The sequence below is a fragment of the Paraburkholderia sp. A1RI_3L genome, from assembly GCF_048957895.1.
In the GTDB taxonomy this organism is placed as follows: domain Bacteria; phylum Pseudomonadota; class Gammaproteobacteria; order Burkholderiales; family Burkholderiaceae; genus Paraburkholderia; species Paraburkholderia kururiensis.
In genome coordinates this window covers 419348-441912 of record NZ_JARCHA010000002.1, presented here as the reverse complement: position 1 = coordinate 441912, position 22565 = coordinate 419348, and the positions used below count along the sequence as shown (strand labels likewise).

General features: G+C 65.5%; 16 protein-coding genes, 1 tRNA gene and 1 pseudogene. 10 read left to right on the top strand and 8 right to left on the bottom strand.

Annotated elements, in window-relative coordinates:
• Window positions 1–116 precede the first annotated feature (116 nt).
• On the top strand, window positions 117–1352 hold the full coding sequence (locus PXJ20_RS08100; protein WP_126876716.1) for a Bcr/CflA family multidrug efflux MFS transporter: 1236 nt from the start codon (window positions 117–119) through the stop codon (window positions 1350–1352).
• 139 nt (window positions 1353–1491) lie between these two features.
• Here PXJ20_RS08100 and PXJ20_RS08095 read toward each other — a convergent pair whose 3' ends face one another.
• From PXJ20_RS08095 to zwf, 3 genes are all read right to left on the bottom strand, one after another.
• Window positions 1492–3408 carry a bifunctional transcriptional regulator/glucokinase gene (locus PXJ20_RS08095; protein WP_421029721.1) on the bottom strand — a complete coding sequence of 639 codons (1917 nt, stop codon included), beginning with the start codon at window positions 3406–3408 and terminating at the stop codon, window positions 1492–1494.
• Complete coding sequence (gene pgl / locus PXJ20_RS08090; RefSeq protein WP_126876715.1) at window positions 3386–4090, bottom strand: 6-phosphogluconolactonase; 705 nt, start codon at window positions 4088–4090, stop codon at window positions 3386–3388. Before pgl ends, PXJ20_RS08095 begins: the two co-directional genes overlap by 23 nt.
• A 113-nt stretch (window positions 4091–4203) precedes the next feature.
• Window positions 4204–5664, bottom strand: coding sequence for a glucose-6-phosphate dehydrogenase (gene zwf, locus PXJ20_RS08085; RefSeq protein WP_017774509.1), 1461 nt, complete (start codon window positions 5662–5664; stop codon window positions 4204–4206).
• 516 nt (window positions 5665–6180) lie between these two features.
• On the opposite strand from zwf, the gene PXJ20_RS08080 reads away from it, so the two are divergent.
• The 4 genes from PXJ20_RS08080 to PXJ20_RS08065 all read left to right on the top strand — a co-directional run bounded on the left by PXJ20_RS08080 (window position 6181) and on the right by PXJ20_RS08065 (window position 10560).
• On the top strand, window positions 6181–7428 hold the full coding sequence (locus tag PXJ20_RS08080) for an ABC transporter substrate-binding protein (protein WP_017774510.1): 1248 nt from the start codon (window positions 6181–6183) through the stop codon (window positions 7426–7428).
• Between the two features lie 125 nt (window positions 7429–7553).
• Window positions 7554–8489 (top strand): carbohydrate ABC transporter permease, encoded by a 936-nt coding sequence (locus tag PXJ20_RS08075; RefSeq protein ID WP_026121374.1) that lies wholly within the window; start codon window positions 7554–7556, stop codon window positions 8487–8489.
• A gap of 76 nt (window positions 8490–8565) precedes the next feature.
• The gene (locus PXJ20_RS08070) at window positions 8566–9411 is read left to right on the top strand and encodes a carbohydrate ABC transporter permease (RefSeq protein ID WP_017774512.1); all 846 of its coding nucleotides are present in this window, start codon (window positions 8566–8568) and stop codon (window positions 9409–9411) included.
• Window positions 9412–9441: 30 nt separating this feature from the next.
• Window positions 9442–10560 carry an ABC transporter ATP-binding protein gene (locus PXJ20_RS08065; RefSeq protein WP_017774513.1) on the top strand — a complete coding sequence of 373 codons (1119 nt, stop codon included), beginning with the start codon at window positions 9442–9444 and terminating at the stop codon, window positions 10558–10560.
• Between the two features lie 98 nt (window positions 10561–10658).
• Here PXJ20_RS08065 and PXJ20_RS08060 read toward each other — a convergent pair whose 3' ends face one another.
• The 3 genes and pseudogenes from PXJ20_RS08060 to trxB form a co-directional block, all read right to left on the bottom strand.
• A complete protein-coding gene (locus PXJ20_RS08060) occupies window positions 10659–11279 on the bottom strand; it encodes a trimeric intracellular cation channel family protein (RefSeq protein ID WP_026121375.1) in 621 nt (206 codons plus the stop codon).
• An 85-nt stretch (window positions 11280–11364) separates the two neighbouring features.
• A pseudogene (locus tag PXJ20_RS08055) lies at window positions 11365–12141 on the bottom strand (Smr/MutS family protein).
• Window positions 12142–12407: 266 nt separating this feature from the next.
• On the bottom strand, window positions 12408–13403 hold the full coding sequence (gene trxB, locus PXJ20_RS08050; protein WP_017774516.1) for a thioredoxin-disulfide reductase: 996 nt from the start codon (window positions 13401–13403) through the stop codon (window positions 12408–12410).
• 429 nt (window positions 13404–13832) lie between these two features.
• Here trxB and PXJ20_RS08045 point away from each other — a divergent pair, with 429 nt between their 5' ends.
• A complete protein-coding gene (locus PXJ20_RS08045) occupies window positions 13833–16166 on the top strand; it encodes a DNA translocase FtsK (protein ID WP_421029719.1) in 2334 nt (777 codons plus the stop codon).
• An 89-nt stretch (window positions 16167–16255) separates the two neighbouring features.
• Window positions 16256–17023: an outer membrane lipoprotein chaperone LolA gene (gene lolA / locus PXJ20_RS08040; RefSeq protein ID WP_421029718.1), complete on the top strand. Its 768-nt coding sequence runs from the start codon at window positions 16256–16258 to the stop codon at window positions 17021–17023.
• A 46-nt stretch (window positions 17024–17069) separates the two neighbouring features.
• Here lolA and cytX read toward each other — a convergent pair whose 3' ends face one another.
• The gene (gene cytX / locus PXJ20_RS08035; RefSeq protein ID WP_199540298.1) at window positions 17070–18386 is read right to left on the bottom strand and encodes a putative hydroxymethylpyrimidine transporter CytX; all 1317 of its coding nucleotides are present in this window, start codon (window positions 18384–18386) and stop codon (window positions 17070–17072) included.
• 425 nt (window positions 18387–18811) lie between these two features.
• Between cytX and PXJ20_RS08030 the strand changes: the two genes are divergently transcribed.
• The 3 genes from PXJ20_RS08030 to PXJ20_RS08020 all read left to right on the top strand — a co-directional run bounded on the left by PXJ20_RS08030 (window position 18812) and on the right by PXJ20_RS08020 (window position 21848).
• Window positions 18812–20125, top strand: coding sequence for a replication-associated recombination protein A (locus PXJ20_RS08030; protein ID WP_026121377.1), 1314 nt, complete (start codon window positions 18812–18814; stop codon window positions 20123–20125).
• Window positions 20126–20235: 110 nt separating this feature from the next.
• Window positions 20236–21528, top strand: coding sequence for a serine--tRNA ligase (gene serS / locus PXJ20_RS08025; protein WP_126876712.1), 1293 nt, complete (start codon window positions 20236–20238; stop codon window positions 21526–21528).
• Window positions 21529–21757: 229 nt separating this feature from the next.
• Window positions 21758–21848 (top strand) — tRNA-Ser (locus tag PXJ20_RS08020).
• A gap of 256 nt (window positions 21849–22104) precedes the next feature.
• On the opposite strand, the gene PXJ20_RS08015 is transcribed toward PXJ20_RS08020, so the two are convergent.
• The gene (locus PXJ20_RS08015) at window positions 22105–22545 is read right to left on the bottom strand and encodes a YadA-like family protein (RefSeq protein ID WP_421029717.1); all 441 of its coding nucleotides are present in this window, start codon (window positions 22543–22545) and stop codon (window positions 22105–22107) included.
• Window positions 22546–22565 lie beyond the last annotated feature (20 nt).

The window sequence follows — 22565 nt, the reverse complement described above, 5'->3', positions numbered from 1 at the left end:
AGTGGCAAGCCGCGTGCGGATTAAGCACCGGGTTACAATCGGCTCTGCTCCGCCTTTCACAAGGCCTGAACCGCCGCCGTAGCGTTGCGGGAACGGGCCGATTCTTCCGGATTCCCATGTCTCACGTCGTCAGACGCCGGCCCGATGCCCGGCTGATCCTGCTGCTCGGTGCGCTTGCCGCGTGCGGGCCGCTCGCTACCGACATGTATCTCCCGAGCCTGCCCGCCATCGCGCAAACATTCGGCGTGGCGCCCGGCGTGGCGCAGTCCACGCTCACGAGCTTCATGGCAGGCTTTTCGATCGGCATGCTGCTGTACGGCCCGGTTTCGGACGCCTATGGCCGGCGGCCGGTGCTGCTCGGCGGCATCGCGCTCTTTACGCTGTCGAGCGTGGCCTGCGCGTTCTCGTTCTCGGTCGGCTCGCTCGTGTTCGTGCGTTTTCTCCAGGCGCTCGGCGCCGGCGCGGCGTCGGTGCTGGCTCGCGCCATTGCGCGCGATGCCCACGAACCCGCCGACGCGGCCCGCGTGCTCTCCATGGTCGCGATCGTCACGGCGGTCGGGCCACTGCTTGCGCCGCTGATTGGCGGCCAGTTGCTTTTGCTCGGTGGCTGGCGCGTGGTGTTTGCCGTGCTGACGCTGTTCGGCGCGCTGTGCGCTACCGCCGCGTGGCTGCGGGTGCCCGAGACGTGGCCGCGCGAAAAGCGTGCAAGCCCGGCCGTGCTGAAGTCGTTCGCTGCGTACGGCCGGCTGCTGCGCGACCCCGTGGTCTGGGGGCACATGCTGTGCGGCGGCATGGCGTTCGCGTCGATGTTCACGTACATCTCCGCCACGCCGTTCGTGTACATCGAACACTTTCACGTCTCGCCGCAGCGCTACGGCTTCTTCTTCGGCGCGAACGTGTTCGGCATCATGATCGGCAACTTCCTCAACACGCATTTCGTAGGTCGCTTCGGCTCGCTGCGGCTCATCTCCGTGGCGGCCACCGTGAGCAGCATCGCGTCGCTGTTCGTCGCACTCGTCTGCGTGACGGGGTGGGGCGGTTTGTGGTCGATCGTTGCGGGGTTGTTCTTCGTGGTGGGCGTGGTCGGGCTGCTGTCGGCAAACTGCGCGACCGACCTGATGCATCGCTATCCGCACAATGCCGGCGCTGCGGCGGCCGTATTCGGCGCAATGCAGCTCGCGCTGGGCGCGCTGGCGAGCATCGTGGTCGGACTCTGGCACGACACGACGCCCACGGGCATGGGCTTCACGATCGGCGCCGCAGGGCTGCTGTGCTACACGGGCCGTCTGCTGCTCGTGCGCTGGCATGACCGGCCGGTCTCGGGGTCGGCGACGGGACGCGTCGCACCTTAAAGGCTGCGCACTGCGCACGCGATGGCCGGGAAGCGACCCGGGCACACAAAACAAAAGGGCCGTGATGCAACGAAGCATCACGGCCCTTGTTGTTTCATCGTGCGGGCGGCAGCGGCATGCGCTCAGCCGCCCGCCGTTCCTAGTCCTTCCCCGAGTACGCCGCGCCGTGGCTCAGCCAGTCGAGCACCGCGCTCGCGTCGTCGTCGGCGCTTTCGCGGGCTCGTGCCACCGCCTCGCTCACTTCGGCGTCCGGCGCTGCACGGCGAATGGCCACGCCCACCGCGAGGACGTCGATCATGAGCAGGTGCAGGATGCGCGAGATCATCGAAAGCTGCGACTCGCGCATCTCGATGTGATCGGTTTCGAGCGCCACCGTTGCGCGCTTGGCGAGCGGCGTATTGCTCGAGGTGATCGCGATCACCTTTGCGCCCGCCTGCATTGCCACTTCGAGCACGCGCAGCAGTTCCGGCGCGCGGCCCGACTTCGACACTGCCACGATCACGTCGCCCTTGCCGAGCAGCGCCGCGGACGCCGCCTGCATGTACAGGTCGCCGTAAGCGATCGTCGGGATACCGAAGCGGAAGAACTTGTAGTGTGCGTCCTGCGCGACGATGTTCGAGTTGCCGAGCCCGTAGAACTCGATGCGCCGCGCGCCGTTGAGCAGTTCGATGGCGCGTTCCACGTGCTCGAAGTTCAGGTGCTCGCGCAGCTGCAGGATGGCCGAGACGGTGTTGTCGAGCACCTTTGCGCCGAAGTCCGTAGCGGTGTCGCCCAGGTGCACCTGGCTGTGGCTCACGGGAATCGTGCCGGTGAGACCGGTGGCGAGCTTGAGCTTGAAGTCCGAGAGCCCCTGGCAGCCGAGCGAACGGCAGAAGCGGATCACGGTGGGCTGGCTCACGTCGGCCTTGCGCGCGATGTCCACGATCGGGTCGTTGATGATGGAGCGCGGATGGTTGAGCGCGAGGTCGGCCACGCGGCGTTCGGCGGGCGTGAGCGCGTCGCGCATCTGGCGGATGCGCTCGAACACGGCCGACGAGCCGCCGCCCGCGCGATTCGACAACTGCTCCGCGAGAATTGCCGAGACGCCGAGGAACGCCGGGTATTCGGCGGTGATGACGTAGGTCGGAATGTTGGCGAGATAGGTCTCGAAACGACCCTTCGCCTCGAAGCGCTGGCGGAACGACGAGCGCTCGAAGAACTCGCCGAGCCGCGGCACCACGCCGCCGCCGATATAGATGCCGCCGAGCGACCCGAGCGTCATCGCGATGTTGCCGCCGAACGTGCCCAGAATGCCGCAGAAGCATTCCACGGCTTCGGCCGAGAGCTCGTCGCCCTGCAGCGCGCGCTTGACGACCTCCGAGGTATCGAGCGAAGCGGCAACGCGTTTCTTGTCGCGCGCGGCGAGCGCCCGGTAGATCACTTCGATGCCGGGCCCCGCGGCCACACGTTCGAACGACACATGCGACCACTTCTTGCGCGCGTACTGCAGCACGAGGTCTTCGCGTTCGTCCTGCGGCGAGAAGCTCGCGTGGCCGCCTTCGCTGCCGAGCGCGATCCAGCGGTCGTCGGCGGGAATGAGGCCCGATACGCCAAGGCCCGTGCCCGGCCCGAGCAGGCCGATCACGCTGTTGGGCCGGCGCTGGCCGCCGCCCACCTGCACGCGTTGCGCGTCGGTCAAGCCCGGCAGCGCCATGGCGAGCGCGGTGAAGTCGTTGACGACGAGCAGCGTGTCGAAGCCGAGCGCGCGCCGCGTGGCTTCGATCGAGAAGCTCCAGTCGTGATTGGTCATGCGGACCTGATCGCCGTCCACGGGGTTCGCGATCGCGATGGCCGCATGATTCACGCGGCCGATCTTCGTGTCCTTCAGGTATTTCTTGATGACCTCGGCTACGCCCGGGTACTCGGCGCAGGGGTAGACCATGACCTGCGAGATGTCGCCCGGTCCCGTCTCCAACGCGAAGCGTGCGTTGGTTCCGCCGATGTCGGCGAGCAGCCTCGGTCCGTCGGCGTGCTGGCCCGCGCCGGGGGCTGTTCTAGTTTGCACACCAGTAGACATCGAGTCTCACTCCCTTGTCGTTCGCCAACATCGAAATGGCGTTTTTTTGTTGGACCGCGGCGGCCTGTTGGAGAACTTCGAGCTTGCGCTCGCCCGCGATCAGCAGGAACAGTCGATCCACCTGCTTCAACGCGCTGAGCGACCAGCTCACGCGCGCATGCGGCGCGTTGCCGGGATGCACGGCGACAAACGGCCGCGGCGTCGAGATCGCGAAGTCCCATTCGGGCGCATCCGCGAAGATCGACGCGGTGTGGCCGTCTTCACCCATGCCGAGCACCGCGACGTCGGGCAGCTTGCGCTGCGCGTCGGCGTTGAGCGCGGCCACGTGGGCATCGAGCGTCTGCGAGACGTCGACGAGCGGCAGGAAATGCGCGTGCTGCGCCGCGTTTTGCAGCAGCGTTTCGCGCACGAGGCGCGCGTTGCTCGCGCTGTCGGTCTCGGGCACCCAGCGGTCGTCCACGAGCGTCACGTCGATGTGCGCCCAGTCGAAGGCATGGGTCGAGAGGTCCTGCAGGAACGGACGGGGGCTCGTGCCGCCGGAAACGGCAAGCGTTGCGTGGCGTGCGCCGGTCACGGGCGCGGCCGCCTGAGCAGCAAGCGACGCCTGTAATGCGTCGCCCACCGCTCTCGCCAGCGCGTCGCGTTGGACGCGCGGGTCGTCGAAAGCGTGAAGCTCGATCACTTCTCCTCCATGCTGCTTTCTTGTGGTGCGGGGCGGATCATGCAGTGCGGCCGCCGCGCGGAACGACGCAGGTTACGCGTTCCGCGCGAGGGCCATCGCCCCGCGCGAATTCATCAATTCTCTTCTTCCAGCCAGCAGGTGCCGTGCTGTGCCAGCATCGCGCTCGATGCCGCCGGTCCCCAGGTGCCCGCCGCATACGGCTTCGGCGGTTTGTTCGAGTTGGCCCACTCGCCAAGGATCGGCTCGACCCAGCGCCATGCGGCTTCCTGCTCGTCGCGCCGCACGAAAAGCGCGAGGCGCCCGCTGATGACGTCGAGCAGCAGACGCTGGTACGCCTCCATCTGGCCTTCGCGGAAGAACTGGTCGAACGCGAGGTCGAGGTGGACGCTGGCGAGATTCATGCCTTCGCCGGGTTGCTTGGCGAGGCAATACAGGCGAATCGTTTCGTTGGGCTGCAGGCGGATGACGAGCCGGTTCGCGCCGGGCCGCAATGCCGTCGCGCCGAGCGCCGAGTGCGGCACGGGGCGGAAGTTCACGACGATTTCCGCGACGCGGTCGGCGAGCCGTTTGCCGGTGCGCAGGAAGAAGGGCACGCCGGCCCAGCGCCAGTTTTCGATCTCGACCTTCAGGGCAACGAACGTTTCTGTCGTGCTGTCGGGCTTCACGCCTTTCTCGGTGGAGTAGGCCGGTACCGGCGTGCCGCGGATGCCGCCCGCATGATACTGGCCGCGCACCGCGACCTTGCTGATGTCGCGCGGGTCGATGGGCTTGAGCGAGCGCAGCACGCGCAGCTTCTCGTCGCGTACGGCGTCGGCGTCCATGGAATGCGGCGGCTCCATCGCAATGATGGAGAGCAGCTGGAGCAGGTGGTTCTGCACCATGTCGCGCAAGGCGCCGGTGTTGTCGTAGAAGTCGCCGCGGCCTTCCACGCCGAGTTCTTCGGCGATGGTGATCTGGATGCTCTCCACCCATTCGCGCCGCCACAGCGGCTCGAAGAGCGCGTTGCCGAAGCGCAGCGCGAGCAGGTTCTGAACCGGTTCCTTGCCGAGGTAATGGTCGATCCGGTAGATCTGGCCTTCGGCGAAGATTTCGCCCACCGCGTCGTTGATCGCGTTCGACGAACGCAGGTCGTAGCCGAGCGGCTTTTCGAGCACGATGCGCGCGTTTTCGTTGAGCCCTACCGAAGCGAGCGCGCGGCAGATCGGTACGAAGAGCGACGGGCCGGTGGCGAGATAGAACACGCGGATGCCGGGCAGCGTGCCCACTGCGTCGCGCAGCACGCCGAAGTCTTCGGGACGCGACAGGTCGAGCTTCACGTAGAGCACACGCTCGAGAAAACTCGTCCACGCTGCCTCGTCGAGCCCGTTCTTCGAGACATGCGGCTTCACGTGCTCGTTGACCCACGCGAGGTACGCGTCGCGATTGTCCTCGTGGCGCGCGACCGCGACGATCTTGCCGGCTTCGGCGAGCAGGCCCGCGCGGTGGGCTTCATAGAGGGCCGGCAGGATCTTGCGCATCGACAGGTCGCCGGTGCCGCCGAACAGCACGAAGGTGAAGCTTGAATCGGTTTGCATGAGTCTCCGTCGCCAGTCCTTGAGGGCCGTCAGACGCGGCCGTAGTCCGATAAAGTTTTTTTTGACACTGAATTGTAGTTTAACTACAATCCAAATCAAGAGGTAACGCTCATTCGATAAAAAAGCCGTGCGCCGCCTGCGGTGTACGTGTTTTCCCGAAGGAGCGGAACGTTCCTGCATGTTAACGGACAACGCACTCGCGCATTGTATGGCTCGCCTGCCGGGCCGCCGTGATGCAAGGATCGCTCCGTGTGACGCACGCGGTACCTCGGGCCAGCCACCGGATCGGGCAACGTACCCGGTGCTGGCGAAAACCAGAAGAGGAGACAGTCAGTTGCATTCCGAACCACTCATCTCTTGAGCGTCCCGCGGCCGGACACCGGCACGCGGCCCTGCATCCGCAGGTCAGCACCGACGCCCGACCGCCCAGTGTTTTGCCTGTTTGAACCAACCATCGCACCCTGGCGACATCAGGGGCTCATCGTTTTTTGTTCAGGTGTCTGGAGGAGATAAGCAATGAAATTCCGTGCGATCATGGGCGCCCTGTGCGCCGCAGGTCTGATGTGTGGCGTGTCGGCGGTGCAGGCGGCCGAGTCGGTCGAAGTGCTGCACTGGTGGACCTCGGGCGGCGAATCGAAGGCGGTCGGCGTCCTGAAAGACGACATGCAGAAGCAGGGCTACACCTGGAAGGACTTTGCGGTGGCGGGCGGTGCGGGTGCGGCAGCCATGACGGCACTCAAGACGCAGGTGATCTCGGGCAACGCGCCCACCGCGGCGCAGATCAAGGGCCCGCTGATCCAGGAATGGGCGCAGCAGGGCGTGCTCGTGAACATCGATTCGGCCGCAACGGACTGGAAGAAGAACCTGCCGCCTGAAATCGACAAGATCATGCACGCGGACGGCCACTACGTTGCCGCGCCGTTCTCGGTGCACCGTGTGAACTGGCTGTACATCAACAAGGCGGCGCTCGACAAGGTGGGCGGCAAGGTGCCGACCACGTGGCCGGAATTCTTCGCCGTTGCCGACAAGATGAAGGCCGCGGGCATCATGCCGGTCGCGATGGGCGGCCAGCCGTGGCAAGACCTGACGCTGTGGGAAGACGTGGTTCTCTCGCAGGGCGCGGATTTCTACAAGAAGGCGCTGGTCGACCTCGACCAGAAGACGCTGACCTCGGACAAGATGCTCCAGGTGTTCGATACGGTGCGCAAGATCCAGGGTTACTTCGATAGCGGCCGCACGGGCCGCGACTGGAACCTCGCCACGGCCATGGTCATCAACGGCAAGGCCGGCATGCAGTTCATGGGCGACTGGGCGAAGGGCGAGTTCGCGAACGCGAACAAGAAGCCGGGTAGCGACTACATCTGCGCCGCGGTGCCGGGCACGGAGAAGGCCTACACGTTCAACGTCGACTCGTTCGTGTTCTTCCAGCAGAAGGGCCAAAGCGCCGCAACGCCGGGCCAGCTCGCGCTCGCGAAGACCATCATGAGCCCGGCCTTCCAGGAACAGTTCAGCCTCTACAAAGGCTCGATCCCGGTGCGCCTCGGCGTGTCCATGGCCAAGTTCGACGACTGCGCGAAGAAGTCCTACGCGGATGAGCAGACGGCCATCAAGTCGGGCGGCTACGTGCCGTCGCTGGCGCACGGCATGGCTCAGCCCGATGCCACGGCTGGCGCCATCACCGACGTCGTGACGAAGTTCATGAACTCGTCGCAAGACTCGAAGAGCGCGGTGGAAGCGCTCGCGAAGGCGGCAAAGACGAAGTAAATGTGCAATACGGAACGCCCGGTGTACGCTCGCGCATACCGGGCGTTTCGTTGAGCGGTTGCAGTGCAACAGAGTCACATCAGCTGGCGCAGCATGAGGCGCCGGCATAGCTCAGGAGTCGAGTAGTGGCTGCCTCTCTTAGCGGAAACGGAAAGAACGCCGCGGCCCGCCGCGCGTCGCCCATGGCCGCGCTTGCCGACCGCTGGATTCCGAAGCTGGTGCTCGCGCCCAGCATCGCGATCAGCCTGGTCTTCATCTACGGTTTCATTCTTATCACCGGCTATCTGTCGCTCACCAACTCGCGACTGATGCCGCGCTACGACTTCGTCGGGTTCGCCCGCTACAGCGAACTCTTCCAGAACGACGTGTGGTGGACGTCGGCGCAGAACCTCGGCTGGTTCGGCATCCCGTTCATCGGCATCTGCGTGGCGCTGGGCCTGTTTCTCGCCATCCTGCTCGACCAGCGGATTCGCAACGAAGGCGCGCTGCGCGCGATCTTCCTGTATCCGATGGCGCTTTCGTTCATCGTGACGGGCACAGCGTGGCAGTGGATCTTGAACCCCGGCCTCGGCCTCGAGAAAGTGATGCACGACTGGGGCTGGACGAGCTTTTCGTTCAACTGGCTGGGCGACCCCGACAAGGCCATCTTCTGTATCGTGATTGCCGCCGTGTGGCAGTCCACGGGCTTCGTCATGGCGCTCTTTCTCGCCGGTCTGCGCGGCGTGGACAGCGAAATCTTCAAGGCGGCCCAGGTGGACGGCGCGACGCTGCCCACCATCTACCGCAAGATCGTGATCCCCAGCATGCGCCCGGTGTTCTTCTCCGTGCTGCTGATTCTCTGCCACATCACGATCAAGACCTTCGACCTCGTCGTCGCGCTGACGGCCGGCGGCCCCGGCACGTCGTCGTCGCTGCCCGCCATCTTCATGTACACGTTCTCGTTCAACCGCGGACAGCTGGGCGTGGGCGCGGCGTCTTCGGTGATGATGCTGGCCACGGTCGTCGCGGTGCTCGTGCCGCTCATGTATATGGAATCGAGGAGCACCCGCAATGCAGCCTGACGTGCAACAACCCCCGCGTTCGCTGCCCCCCGCAGGGGCTTCCAGTACGCTTGGGAGCGGCCCGGCGCGTACTGGAATGACGATCAGCCGCGCCGTCATTTACGCGGCGCTGATCCTGTTCGCGCTTTACTTCCTGTTCCCGATCTACGTGATGGTGTCCACGTCGTTCAAGGACATCGACCAGTTGCGTACCGGCAACCTGCTGACGCCGCCGTCGCACTGGACCGTGGCGCCGTGGGTCAAGGCGTGGAGCGAAGCCTGCACGGGCGTGCGCTGCGACGGCATGAAGCCGTTCTTCCTGAACTCCGTGCGCATGGTGGTGCCCGCGGTGCTGATCTCGTCGCTGATCGGCGCGTTCAACGGCTACGTGCTCACACACTGGCGCTTTCGCGGCGCGGACGCGCTCTTCACGATGCTGCTGGTCGGCTGTTTCATTCCGTTCCAGGTGATCCTGCTGCCCATGGCACGCGTGCAAGGCATGTTCGGCATGGCCAACACCATCACGGGTCTCGTGTTCGTGCACGTGGTGTACGGCATCGCGTTCACCACGATGTTTTTCCGCAACTTCTACGTGAGCGTGCCCGCCGAACTCGTGAAGGCGGCGCGCATTGACGGCGCGGGTTTCTTCACGATCTTCACGCGCATCCTGCTGCCGGTTTCGCTGCCCATCTTCATGGTCTGCCTGATCTGGCAGTTCACGCAGATCTGGAATGACTTCCTGTTCGGCATCGTGTTCTCGGGCGTCGATTCGATGCCGATCACGGTCGCGCTGAACAACCTCGTCAACACGTCCACCGGCGTGAAGGAATACAACGTCGACATGGCCGGCGCCATCATCGCCGCGCTGCCCACACTGCTCGTCTACGTGATCGCCGGCCGCTACTTCGTGCGCGGCCTCACCGCCGGCGCGGTGAAGGGCTGACACCCTATCAGAGAGAAGAGGATTCACAGCATGGCAAGTCTTTCCATCCGTGACGTGTACAAGACCTACCCGAACGGGGTGCCGGTTCTGAAGGGCGTCAACATTGACATCGAAGACGGGCAGTTCCTGATTCTCGTGGGCGGCTCGGGCTGCGGGAAATCGACGCTGCTCAACATGATCGCGGGCCTCGAGACGGTCACGAAGGGCGAGATCTCGATCGACGGCAAGGTGGTGAACAACCTCTCGCCGAAAGACCGCGACATCGCGATGGTGTTTCAGTCGTACGCGCTCTATCCGTCCATGACGGTGCGCGACAACATCTCGTTCGGCCTCAACATCCGCAAGGTGCCGAAGGACGAGCAGAACCGCATCGTGGACCGCGTCTCGCAGATGCTGCAGATCCAGCACCTGCTCGACCGCAAGCCGGGCCAGCTCTCGGGCGGCCAGCGGCAGCGCGTGGCGATGGGCCGCGCACTTGCGCGCGACCCGGTGATGTTCCTGTTCGACGAACCGCTCTCGAACCTCGACGCGAAGCTGCGTATCGAGATGCGTTCGGAAATCAAGCTGCTGCATCAGCGCCTCGGCACGACGATCGTCTACGTGACGCACGACCAGATCGAAGCGATGACGCTGGGCGATCGCATCGCGGTGATGAAGGACGGTATCGTCCAGCAGTTCGGCGCACCGCAGGACATCTACGATTCGCCGTCGAACCTGTTCGTCGCCGGTTTCATCGGCGCGCCGCCCATGAACTTCATTCAGGGCAAGCTGGTGGAGCAGGGCACGGGCGTGGGCGTCGAGCTCGACACGGGCGTCGGCCGTTCCGTGCTGAACCTGCCGTTCGAGGCGGGCAAGCTGAAGTCGCACGTGGGCCGCGAAGTGATTCTGGGCCTGCGTCCCGAGCGCATTACCGATGCGCGCAGCTCGCACAACGGCCACGGCGGCGAGTTGCAGGCGGTGGAGGTGAAGGTGGACGTGATCGAGCCGACCGGCCCGGACACGCTCGTGTTCGCGCAGGTGAACGGCAAGCGCATCGTGAGCCGCGTGCACCCGGGTTCGAACCCGCAGCCGCTCTCGAACATGACGCTGCTGTTCGATGTGTCGAAGGCCGTGCTGTTCGATCCGGCGACGGAAGAGCGGATCGCTTGATCGGCGAGAGAGGGTTGTGATGTGAATCGAGGCGCCCAGGCATTAGCCGGGCGCCTCGATTCGTTTGGTGCGCCGTATTCGTGTGAAACGCGCGCGGCTCAATGCGGCAGCCGCACGTCGAGCCGGAACGTGATGAGCCGCGCCAGCAGAATGAAGGCGGTCGCGATCAGTACGCTATAGACGTTGTCGAAGCTGCTTCGGGCGAGCAGCACGTAGAGGCAACAGCCCGCGAACGCACAGGTCGCATAGGGCCGCGAGTCGCGCAGGATGAGTGGCACGTCGTTGCAGAGCACGTCGCGCAGCACGCCGCCGAAGACACCCGTCACCACGCCCATCATCACGCAGGTGAACCAGGGCAACTGGGCGTCGATTGCGAGCGACGTTCCCGAAATGCTGAAGAGCCCGAGGCCGATGGCGTCGGCCACGAGCAGCATGCGCTCCGAAATCAGCCGCGTGGCCCACTTGAGCAGCAACGGCGCAAAGAGCGAGAGCACGAAGATCGCGATGACGTAGTCCTGATGCTCGACCCAGTAGAACGGCCGGCGCTCCAGCAGCACGTCGCGCACGGTGCCGCCGCCGAATGCGCTCGCCATCGCGACGAGGAACATGCCGACGGCGTCGAGCCGGCGCTTGCGCGCCTCGATCAAGCCCGAGATGGCGTAGGCGAAGATGGCGAGCGCTTCCATGAGGGAGAGCGCGAGCGTGAGGCGCGGATGAATCACCGGTGCTCCGTGGCGGCTGGATTCGAGGCTCGGGCCGACGCCTGATTCGTGGCTTGATTCGAGGCCTGAATGAGGGCCCGGCTCAAGGCTCGAATCCGGGTTTGATCGCGGCGCTTTGCGGGCTTGCGAGCTGCGGTTGCAGCAGAACGAGCACGGCGCCCGATCCGCCGTCGTGGCCCCGAGCCTCGCAGAAGGCGATCACCTCCTCTTTCTGCACGAGCCACGTGCGGACCTTGCCCTTCAGGACCGGCTCCTTGCCCACCGAACCGAGCCCCTTGCCGTGGATCACCCGCAGGCAGCGCAGGCCGCGCTTCACGGATTCGCGGATGAACGTCTGCAGCGCCTCGCGCGCCTCGTCGCGGCGCATGCCGTGCAGGTCGAGTTGCGCCTGCACGATCCACGCGCCGCGCCGCAGCTTGCGCACGACCTCGGCACTGATGCCGGGGCGGTGGTAGTAGAGCGTGTCGTCGGTATCGAGCAGGGCTTCGGGGTCGAATTCGTCGGAAATGGCTTCGTGTAGCACGGCTTCTTCGTCGCGCTGTGTTTGCAAGGGCAGCGGCACGGGCGGCGCGACGGTGCACGGTGCGCGCGCGGCAGCGGCTTGAGCGGCGCGATCTGGCCGGATTTCGCGGCGGAACAGGTCGCTGTCGGCGGCGGCTTCCACGCGCGCCGCCTGGCGGCCGCGCTACGCGCTCGCGCTGGCGCGTTTGTGTTTTGAGCGCTTCGCGCAGGCTGCCGAGCCGGCCGCCGCCTGAGGTGCGGGTGCCGCGGGTGCGGCCGGCGCTGCGTTGGGCGCGGCTTGCTGCGCCGTGGCGCGCGGGCGCTTCGGCTCGCCCGGATGAGGGACGTTTTTCGGCATGGCGGTGACGAACTGCGAATAGCTGCGAATAACTGAGGCGATAAAACGACGCGCGGTGCTGTCGGGTGCTTCGATGGTGCGAAAGCGGTGCGGCGCAATGCGGCCGGGAGAGGCGGCCGCGCGGAATGCATAAGGGCCGCGGCGATCCGCCTGCGGCCCTTATTCGATGCACCGGCCGCCTGTTTTTACACCCAGGACGCTATTCTAGCGACCCGGCGGCAGACAGCTTGCGCAGCCCGGCAGCCCGCGCCGGGCCCGAGCCCGCTTCAGCGGTCCGCTTCCTGGCTCATCACGTGCGGCGCGCTCACTTCGTGGATGCTTTCGAGGTAGCGCTGTGCGTCGAGCGCGGCCATGCAGCCCGTGCCCGCGCTCGTGATCGCCTGGCGATACACGTGGTCCTGCACGTCGCCTGCGGCGAACACGCCCGGCACGCTCGTGCCCGTCGCGTTGCCGTTCAGGCCGCCGTTCGTGATGATGTAGCCGTTCTTCATCTCGAGCTGGCCCGCGAAGATGTCGGTGTTCGGCTTGTGGCCGATCGCGACGAAGAGGCCTTGCAGATCGACGTCGGTCGTCTCGCCGGTCTGGACATGCTTGATCCGCAGGCCGTTCACGCCCGAGTCGTCGCCTTTCACTTCGTCCAGCACGTGGTTCCACTTGATCTCGACCACGCCTTCCTTTTCCTTCTCCAGCAGGCGGTCGATCAGGATCGGCTCCGCGCGGAACTTGTCGCGGCGGTGGATCACCGTGACCTTCTTCGCGATGCCGGCGAGGTAGAGCGCTTCCTCGACCGCCGTATTGCCGCCGCCCACCACGGCGACGTGCTGCTGCCGGTAGAAGAAGCCGTCACACGTTGCGCAGGCCGATACGCCGCGGCCCATGAACGCCTCTTCCGAAGGCAGGCCGAGATACTGCGCGGAGGCGCCGGTGGCGATGATGAGCGCGTCGCACGTGTATTCGCCCGAGTCGCCGATCAGGCGGATCGGCTTCTCGTCCAGCTTGGCCGTGTGGATGTGATCGAACACGATTTCGGTGTTGAACCGCTCCGCGTGTTCGAGAAAGCGTTGCATCAGTTCGGGGCCCTGCACGCCGTTCGGGTCGGCCGGCCAGTTTTCGACGTCGGTCGTGGTCATCAGCTGGCCGCCCTGCGCGAGTCCGGTGATGAGCAGCGGCGAGAGATTCGCGCGCGCCGCATAGACGGCGGCCGTATAGCCGGCCGGGCCGGAACCGAGAATCAGGACTTTGGCGTGTTTGCGTGATGACATGATCGAAATCCGTAACGAGATTCGGGTAAATGCGCGCTCCGTGTGGCCTGTGAGACCACTTCGGACGCCCGGCGCGTGGGCGCGCCGGCACAGCGGCAGGTGTTACATCAATTGGGTATCAGACCGCGATTATAAAGGTGGGGGCCGGGTGCCGCTTCATGAAGCTTTCCGATCGCGGCGATAGCGCCGGGCGCAACGGCGGCCCGATAAGGGCGCATGAGGTGGCATTCGAGAGCGGCCCGCGGCGACATGGCGTCGCAGGCGGTCGTGCGGGCCGCCGTTACCGTCATTTACAGCCCCGGCCCCTGCAACGCGTTTACAATAGCCCGGATCGCAAAACGGGCACCCAGCGTCACCATGGCTGCCCGGCCGTAGCGGGCGCACACGCCCGCGCCGCGGTTGCATGAAGGATCAGCACCACCAGGATCAATGGCCAAAACTCCCTATTCGACGACCGCCACCAACGCGACGAATGCGCAGGCATTGCCGCATCGCATGTCGCGTCTTTTCACCGAAATCCGCTGGATTTTGCAGGTCGCGCTCGGCGTTTTCCTGCTGATGGCGCTTGTCAGCTATAGCCGGCGCGACCCGAGCTGGACGCACGCCGCTCAGGTGGACCACATCTCGAACTGGGCGGGCCGCGTCGGCGCGTGGACCTCGGACATCCTGCTGCTGCTCTTTGGCTTGTCCGCTTACTGGTGGGTCGTGCTGCTCGCCCGGCGTATTTCGGCCAACTACCGGCGCATCACGCGCGAAGCGATCGAAGACGATGCGCCGCGCGACCATGGCTGGCTGGCGGAAGCCGTGGCGTTCGTCGTGGTGCTGCTCGCCTGCGACGGCATCGAGGCGCTGCGCATGTGGTCGCTCAAGGTGCAACTGCCGCGCGCGCCCGGCGGCGTGATCGGCGAAGCCGTGGCGCGCGGTGTGTCGCACGCGCTCGGTTTCACGGGCGGCACGCTGGCTTTGCTGGTGCTGCTCGCCGTCGGTCTTTCGCTGTATTTCCGCTTCTCGTGGCTTTCGGTGGCCGAGAAGGTGGGTGACTCGATCATCTCGGCCGTCACGCTCGCGAAGCTGCGCCGCGAAGCGGGCCGCGACCGCAAGCTCGGCGAGGCCGCGGCCGTGAAGCGCGAAGGCAAGGTCGAACAGAGCCGCGTGAAGATCGAAGAGCACGAGCCGGTCACCATCGTGCCGCCTGTCGTGCCGCAACGCTCGGAACGCGTGGAGAAGGAGCGCCAGGTGCCGCTCTTCACCGACCTGCCGGGCGACTCCACGCTGCCGCCCATCGCGCTGCTCGATCCGCCGCCCGCCTCGCAGGAAACCATTTCGCCGGACACGCTCGAATTCACGTCGCGTCTGATCGAAAAGAAGCTCAAGGACTTCGGCGTCGACGTGAGCGTCGTGGCGGCCTACCCCGGGCCCGTGGTGACGCGCTACGAGATCGAGCCAGCGGTGGGCGTGAAGGGCAGCCAGATCGTCAATCTGGCGAAGGATCTGGCGCGCTCGCTCTCGCTCGTGTCGATCCGCGTGGTCGAAACGATTCCGGGCAAGAACTACATGGCGCTCGAACTGCCGAACCAGCGCCGCCAGACGGTGCGCCTCTCCGAGATTCTCGGCTCGAGCGTGTACGGCGATGCGCCTTCCATGCTGACGATGGGCCTCGGTAAAGACATCAGCGGCAAGCCCGTGTGCGCGGACCTCGCCAAGATGCCGCACCTGCTCGTGGCCGGCACGACCGGCTCGGGCAAGTCCGTGGGGATCAACGCGATGATTCTCTCGCTGCTCTACAAGGCGACCGCCGAGCAGGTCCGCATGATCCTGATCGACCCGAAGATGCTCGAAATGAGCGTCTACGAAGGCATTCCGCATCTGCTGTGTCCCGTGGTCACCGACATGCGCCAGGCCGGCAACGCGCTCAACTGGACCGTGGCCGAGATGGAGCGCCGCTACAAGCTCATGAGCAAGCTGGGCGTGCGTAATCTGGCGGGCTACAACAACAAGATCGACGAAGCGACGAAGCGCGAAGAGAAGATTCCGAATCCGTTCAGCCTCACGCCCGACGAACCCGAGCCGCTCGCGAAGCTGCCGCACATTGTCGTCGTGATCGACGAACTGGCCGACCTCATGATGGTGGTCGGCAAGAAAGTCGAAGAACTTATCGCGCGGATCGCGCAAAAGGCGCGCGCAGCGGGCATCCATCTGATTCTCGCGACGCAACGTCCGTCCGTGGACGTGATCACGGGGCTCATCAAGGCCAACGTGCCGACGCGCATCGCGTTCCAGGTGTCCTCGAAGATCGACTCGCGCACCATTCTCGACCAGCAGGGCGCCGAGTCGCTGCTGGGCATGGGCGACATGCTCTACCTGCCGCCCGGCACCGGCCTGCCGGTGCGCGTGCACGGCGCATTCGTTTCCGACGAGGAAGTGCACCGCGTGGTGGAAAAGCTCAAGGAGCACGGCGAGCCGAATTACATCGAAGGCCTGCTCGAAGGCGGCCTCGCGGGCGAGGGCGACGAAGGCTCGGCCGGCGAGGGAGCCGGCGCGGCAGGCGGCTCGAGCGGCGAGTCCGACCCGCTTTACGACCAGGCCGTAGAGGTGGTGATCAAGAATCGCCGCGCGTCCATCTCGCTCGTGCAGCGCCATCTGCGCATCGGCTACAACCGCGCGGCGCGGCTCTTGGAGCAGATGGAGCAGTCGGGGCTCGTGTCGGCGATGTCGTCCAACGGCAACCGCGAAATTCTCGTGCCCTCGCGCGAGACCGAATGAGCGCCGACGGCCTTCGTTGCGATCCGCCTCGCCTGGTCTCTGTCACCCTCAATTTCTTGCCTCGTTCCAGTTTCAACACGGAGAGTCACATGCAGCATCACGCATCGTCCGGTGCCGATTCCAGTCACGGCGGCGTCGTCCGCCGGTCAACGTTTGAGCGGGCAGCGTTTCACCGCAGCCTTGCGCTGCTTCGCGCGCTGCCTCGCGTAGCGGGCAATCTGGCGGTGGGCGCGTCGCTACTCGTCGCCTCGCATGCCTTTGCAAGCGGCACGGAGCAGCTCAAGCAATTCGTCGCGCAGGTGCATTCGGCGCGCGGCGTGTTCGTGCAGAAGGAGGTGAAGGCGCCGAGCAACGCGCAGGGCGCAAGCGGCACGCTCTCCACGGCTTCGCGCATGGGCGGCACGTCGAGCGGCACGTTCATGTTCGCGCGGCCGGGCAAGTTCATCTGGGAATACCAGAAGCCCTATGAGCAACTGCTGGAGGCCGACGGCGACAACCTCTACGTCTACGACAAGGACCTGAACCAGGTCACGGTGCGCAAGCTGGGTGGCGCGTTGGGCGCGAGTCCGGCGGCCATCCTGTTCGGCAGCAACGATCTGGAGAAAAACTTCACGCTGCACGACGCGGGCGTGAAGGCCGGTATCGACTGGCTCGAGCTGATTCCGAAGTCGAAGGACACGCAGTTCCAGCGCGTGGGCATCGGCTTTCGCGACGGCAACCTCGAAGCCATGGAGCTGCACGACGTGTTCGGCAACGTGACGCTGCTCACGTTCTCGAACATCCAGAAGAATCCGCCGCTGCCGGCGGATCAGTTCAAGTTCAACGTGCCGAAGGGCGCGGACGTCATCAACGGTTGATCGTCCTGCGCCCCTGCGCTGCTACGTCGCTGCGTGCGGTGGATTCCTAGGCGAACGCCTGCCGCCGCACGCCGGCCAGCACCAGATAGCAGAGCGCGCCGGCCGCCAGTGCCGGCAGCGTGGCGCCCACGTTCGGCAGCCACTGGTTGATCGCGTGATAGGCGGCGATGCCCGCGGCCCACGCCACGAACGCGCTCAGATGCCAGCCGCCCGAGTAGCCATAGCGGCCGCGGGAATCTGAGAGCGCGGCAGCGTCGATGCGCCGTCTGCGCACCACGAAGTGATCGGCGAGCACCATGCCGAAGAGCGGCGCGAACACCGAGCCGATCAGCAGCAGGAAGTTTTCGTAACGCGCCATCGGCACGACGAGCGCGATCAACGTGCAAAGCGCCCCGAACGCGGCCGACAGCAGCGGAATGCTGCCGCGCGCCCACAGCGTGCCGGTCGAGACGGCGGCCGAATGGATGTCGGCGAACGCGTTGTCCGCTTCGTCGATCAACACCAGCAAGAGCGCAATGCCGCCGCCCGCCTGGGCCAGCGCCGTGGTGAGCAGCGCGTCGCCGCCGCCGGCGGCGAGTCCGTAGATCGCGCCGAGCACGTAGAACCAGACGTTCGCAATGCCGTAGCCGATCAGCGTGCCGCGGAAGGTTTCGCCTGCGCGTCGGCCAAAGCGCGTGTAGTCGGCAATCAGCGGCAGCCAAGACAACGGCATGGCGACGACGAGGTCGATGGCGCTGCCGAGCGGCATCTCGCCCGTGCCGGGCCGGGCGAGCAGCGCGGCGAGATCGTGTCGCGCGAGCACGCTCCACGTGAGCCAGCCCGCGCCGGCCAGCAGCAGCCAGAGTCCCCACGTGCGCAGGAAGCGCCGCACGAACGAGAGCGGGCCGCTCACCGCGAGCAGCGTGGCGAGCAGACCGAAGACGAGCGTCCAGACGAGCGGCGACGAGAAGCCGAAGGATTGCCTCGCGAGCGCGTCGGCGGAATCGCGCATCACGATGATCTCGAAGGCGCCCCAGCCCACGAGTTGCACGGCGTTGATCACGGCGGGCACCGAGGCGCCGCGCACGCCCAGCGTCGGCCGCAGCGACGACATCGCGGCAAGGCCGGTGTCGGTGCCGATTACGCCGGCGAGTGCGAGCAGTACGACGCCGACCGCGCTGCCCACGGCGATGGCGACAAACGCTAGCGGCAGCGAGAGCCCCGGCACGAGCAGCGCGCCGGCCTGAGCCACCAGGAGCCCGATGCCGAGCGAGAACCATAGTGCGAAGGCGTCGCCGGTGCGGAACTGGCGGCGTGCATCGGGCACCGGCGTGAGCGGCGCGTAGGTGGGGCCGGCGTCGCCGGCGAGCGGGTCTTGTGCCATCGAGAACGTTCCCTGTCTGTCGATCTGTTTGCGTATCGTGGCGACCACGAAGGGTCGCGGGTTTATTGCTTTGCGGTGATTCGTAGCCATTTGCCCGGGACGGCAAGAGATCTGCGGTTGTCTGCGACGGTGCTCGACGGGAATGGGCCTTGTTGTGACCTGCGATCCGTCATCCCGGCGCGCGAAGCATGCTTTCGCAAGCGCGCTTGCCGCTGTCCCGCCCGTCGCCCCTGGGCGCCGGCTGTCATAATGCAGAACTACCCCGTTTCGGACGGGCCGCTGCGGTATCGCGCGGCACCGTTGAACCGTCGGACTGCTGTGCCGCCTCATGCCGCCTTGTCCGAACTACACGGCAAAGTGCGGCGACGGCCAGCGCCTGCCGCCTGAAAGGCGACCCACAAAGCCGACATTATCGCGAAATCGCCATGTTTGAAGAAACCCGCGCCAACGTACCGCTCGCCGAGCGACTGCGCCCGCGCACTATCGACGAAGTGATCGGACAGAAACATCTGCTCGGTCCGAACAAGCCGCTGCGCGTCGCGTTCGAATCGGGCGAGGCGCATTCGATGATCCTGTGGGGACCGCCCGGCGTCGGCAAGACGACGCTCGCGCGGCTCATGGCGGATGCGTTTCATGCGGAGTTCATCGCGCTCTCCGCCGTGCTCTCGGGCGTCAAGGACATTCGCGAGGCGGTGGAGACGGCACAGATGCACCGCGCGCATGGGCACCAGACGCTCGTGTTCGTCGACGAGGTGCATCGCTTCAACAAGAGCCAGCAGGACGCATTCCTGCCGCACGTGGAGTCGGGGCTGTTCGTGTTCGTCGGCGCGACCACGGAGAACCCGTCGTTCGAAGTGAACAGCGCGCTGCTTTCGCGTGCCGCGGTGTACGTCCTGAAGAGCCTCGACGACGATGAGCAGCGCGAACTGCTCGATCGCGCGCAACGCGAGCTGGGCGGCCTTACGTTCACCGACGAGGCACGCAACGCGCTGATTGCCTCCGCGGACGGCGATGGCCGCAAGCTGCTCAACAACCTCGAAATCGTGGCGCGGGCGGCGGCGCAACAGAAGACAACCGAGATCGACGGCGCGCTGCTCGGCAGCGCGCTCGCCGAAAACCTGCGCCGCTTCGATAAGGGCGGCGACGCGTTCTACGACCAGATCAGCGCGCTGCACAAGTCGGTGCGCGGCAGCAACCCGGACGGTGCGTTGTACTGGTTCTGCCGCATGCTCGACGGCGGCGCGGACCCGCGTTACCTCGCGCGCCGCATCGTGCGCATGGCCTGGGAGGACATCGGCCTCGCGGATCCGCGTGCGGCGCGCATCGCGCTCGACGCCGCCGAGACGTACGAGCGGCTCGGCACGCCCGAAGGCGAACTGGCGCTGGCGCAAGCCATCATCTATCTCGCGGTCGCGCCGAAGTCGAACGCGGGGTACATGGCGTACAACGAGGCGCGCCGCTTCGTCGGCAAGGATCAGTCGCGGGCGGTGCCCGTTCATCTGCGCAACGCGCCGACCAAGCTGATGAAGGAATTGGGCTATGGCCACGAGTACCGCTACGCGCACGACGAGCCGGATGCCTATGCGGCTGGCGAAACCTACTTGCCCGACGGCATGCGCGAGCCGCACTGGTATATGCCGACGCCGCGCGGCCTCGAAGGCAAGATCGGCGAGAAGCTCGCGCGGCTCTCGGAACTCGACGCGCAATGGCGCAGCGAGCACAAGACGAAGAAGGGATGACCCTTGCGGCCGGGCACCGCCGGCTGCCTTCCCGCGACACGTCCACGCGCCGGCAGACCTGGCCGGTGCGCTAAAATCCGTCTTTCACACAACGAAACTCCGTTCTCCCCATGCTCGACATCCAGCTGCTGCGCAAAGACCTCGACGGCGTTGCGAAACGCCTCGCCGACCGCGGCTATTCCCTCGACGTGGCGGCGTTCTCCGCACTCGAAGCGGAGCGCCGCGCCATCCAGACCCGCACCGAAGAACTGCAGGCGCGCCGCAACAGCCTGTCGAAACAGATCGGCGCGATGAAGGGCCGCGGCGAGGACACGTCGGCGGTGATGGCGGAAGTGGGCGGCATTGGCGACGAGATGAAGACGTCGGCGGCGCAGCTCGACGAGATCCAGAAGCGTCTCTCCGATCTGATGCTGGGCGTGCCGAATCTGCCGCATGAAAGTGTGCCGGTGGGCAAGGACGAGAACGACAACGTAGAAGTGCGCCGCTGGGGCGCGCCGCGCCAGTTCGAGTTCACGGTGAAGGATCACGTGGACGTGGGCACGCCGCTCGGTCTCGACTTCGAGACCGGCGCGAAGCTCTCGGGCGCGCGCTTCACGATGCTGCGCGGTCCGATCGCGCGACTGCATCGTGCGCTTGCCCAGTTCATGATCGACACGCACACGCAGCAGCACGGCTATACGGAAATCTATACGCCGTACATCGTCAACCCCGAGATTCTCTACGGCACCGGCCAACTGCCCAAATTCGCGGACGACATGTTCCGCGTGGAGAAGGGCGGCGGCGAGAACGTCGTGACGCAGTACCTGATTTCGACGTCCGAAATTTCGCTGACGAATACGGTGCGCGAGAGCATTGTCGAAGGGAGCGCGCTGCCGATCAAGCTAACGGCCCATTCGCCGTGCTTTCGTTCGGAAGCGGGTTCGTATGGCCGCGACACGCGCGGCATGATCCGCCAGCACCAGTTCGACAAGGTCGAGATGGTGCAGATCGTGGCGCCCGAAGCGTCCTACGACGCGCTGGAGCAGATGGTCGGGCATGCGGAGACGATCCTGCAGAAGCTCGAACTGCCTTATCGCGTGATTACGCTGTGCACGGGCGACATGGGTTTCTCCGCGGCCAAGACCTACGACCTCGAAGTGTGGTTGCCGGCGCAGAACACGTATCGCGAAATTTCGAGCTGCTCGAACACCGAGTCTTTCCAGGCGCGTCGCATGCAGGCTCGCTACCGGAATGCGCAGGGCAAGCCGGAACTCGTGCATACGCTGAACGGGTCCGGGCTCGCCGTGGGGCGCACGCTCGTGGCCGTGCTGGAGAACTTCCAGAATGCCGATGGATCGGTGACGGTGCCGGCCGTGCTGCGCCCGTATCTGGGCGGGCTCGAACGTATCGAGGCAGCGGCCTGACGGGTTGTCTCAGATGAGAACCGCTTGATGGTTTGCTGGCTCGTTGGATGGATGGCTGATACGCGCGTTTCGCAAAAAAAACTTGGAAAGCCGTATCAGCTGTTCTATAATCTTCGCTTCGCCAAGCAGCGACCCGCTTGGTGAGAAGTCAAAAGCCGAGTCAAACTCGCACGATTTCACGTGGTTTCAGCGCCTTCCAAGGCGCGTTGCATGTGAAGTCATCCATCCCGGAAAGGTGGCAGAGTGGTCGAATGCGCCGGACTCGAAATCCGGTATACGGTTATACCGTATCGTGGGTTCGAATCCCACCCTTTCCGCCAGGATTCAACAGAAAGCCCCGCAAGTTCAAGCGACTTGCGGGGCTTTTGTTTTTCCAGTCCGGATTTGGCGCCGTTGCATGGGTAAATGGAAAAGGGCGGTTGGCGCCTAATGCGCCAACCGCCCCATGCCTTCAATAGCGTGCCGGAGGCTTCGTCAATCGCGGGCCGGGCAAATCATTCACCCGGTCCGCGGTACGACTGAACTACCACTGATAGCTGGCACCTGCCCCGTAGGTCTAGCCTCCGGAGCCGCCGCTCACGCCACCCTTGATTTCAGGTTCTCCGTAATGCGGGCGCTGAAGCCAAGTGCTGCGGCGCTATAGCCGTGGTAGTTGCCGGTGCCGATCCCGATCGCCAGCGTCTTGCCGGGATCGACCTCGGGAATCATCCTTAATGCCGTGGCTGCAGCGATCCCGGTGTAGGCTGCCCGAGCAACGGAGTTGACGCTGCTTTGCACGCCGGTCAATTGCTGCACGTTCACGGCGTCAATCGGATTGGCGCCCGGGGCGACCGCGCCTGTACCGGTTGCGGCGTTCGGGTCGCCGATGGCGACTGCGCCATTTCCGGATGCCGTGTTGGCTACGCCGATCGACACTGCCTGACCGTTCTGCGCGAGCGCGGCACGGCCAATGGCGATGGCGCTATCGGAACTTGCCGTCGCACCGTAAGCAGACTCGTTTCTCGTGGTGAGCCGCATAGCGTCTGCAGAAAGGGATT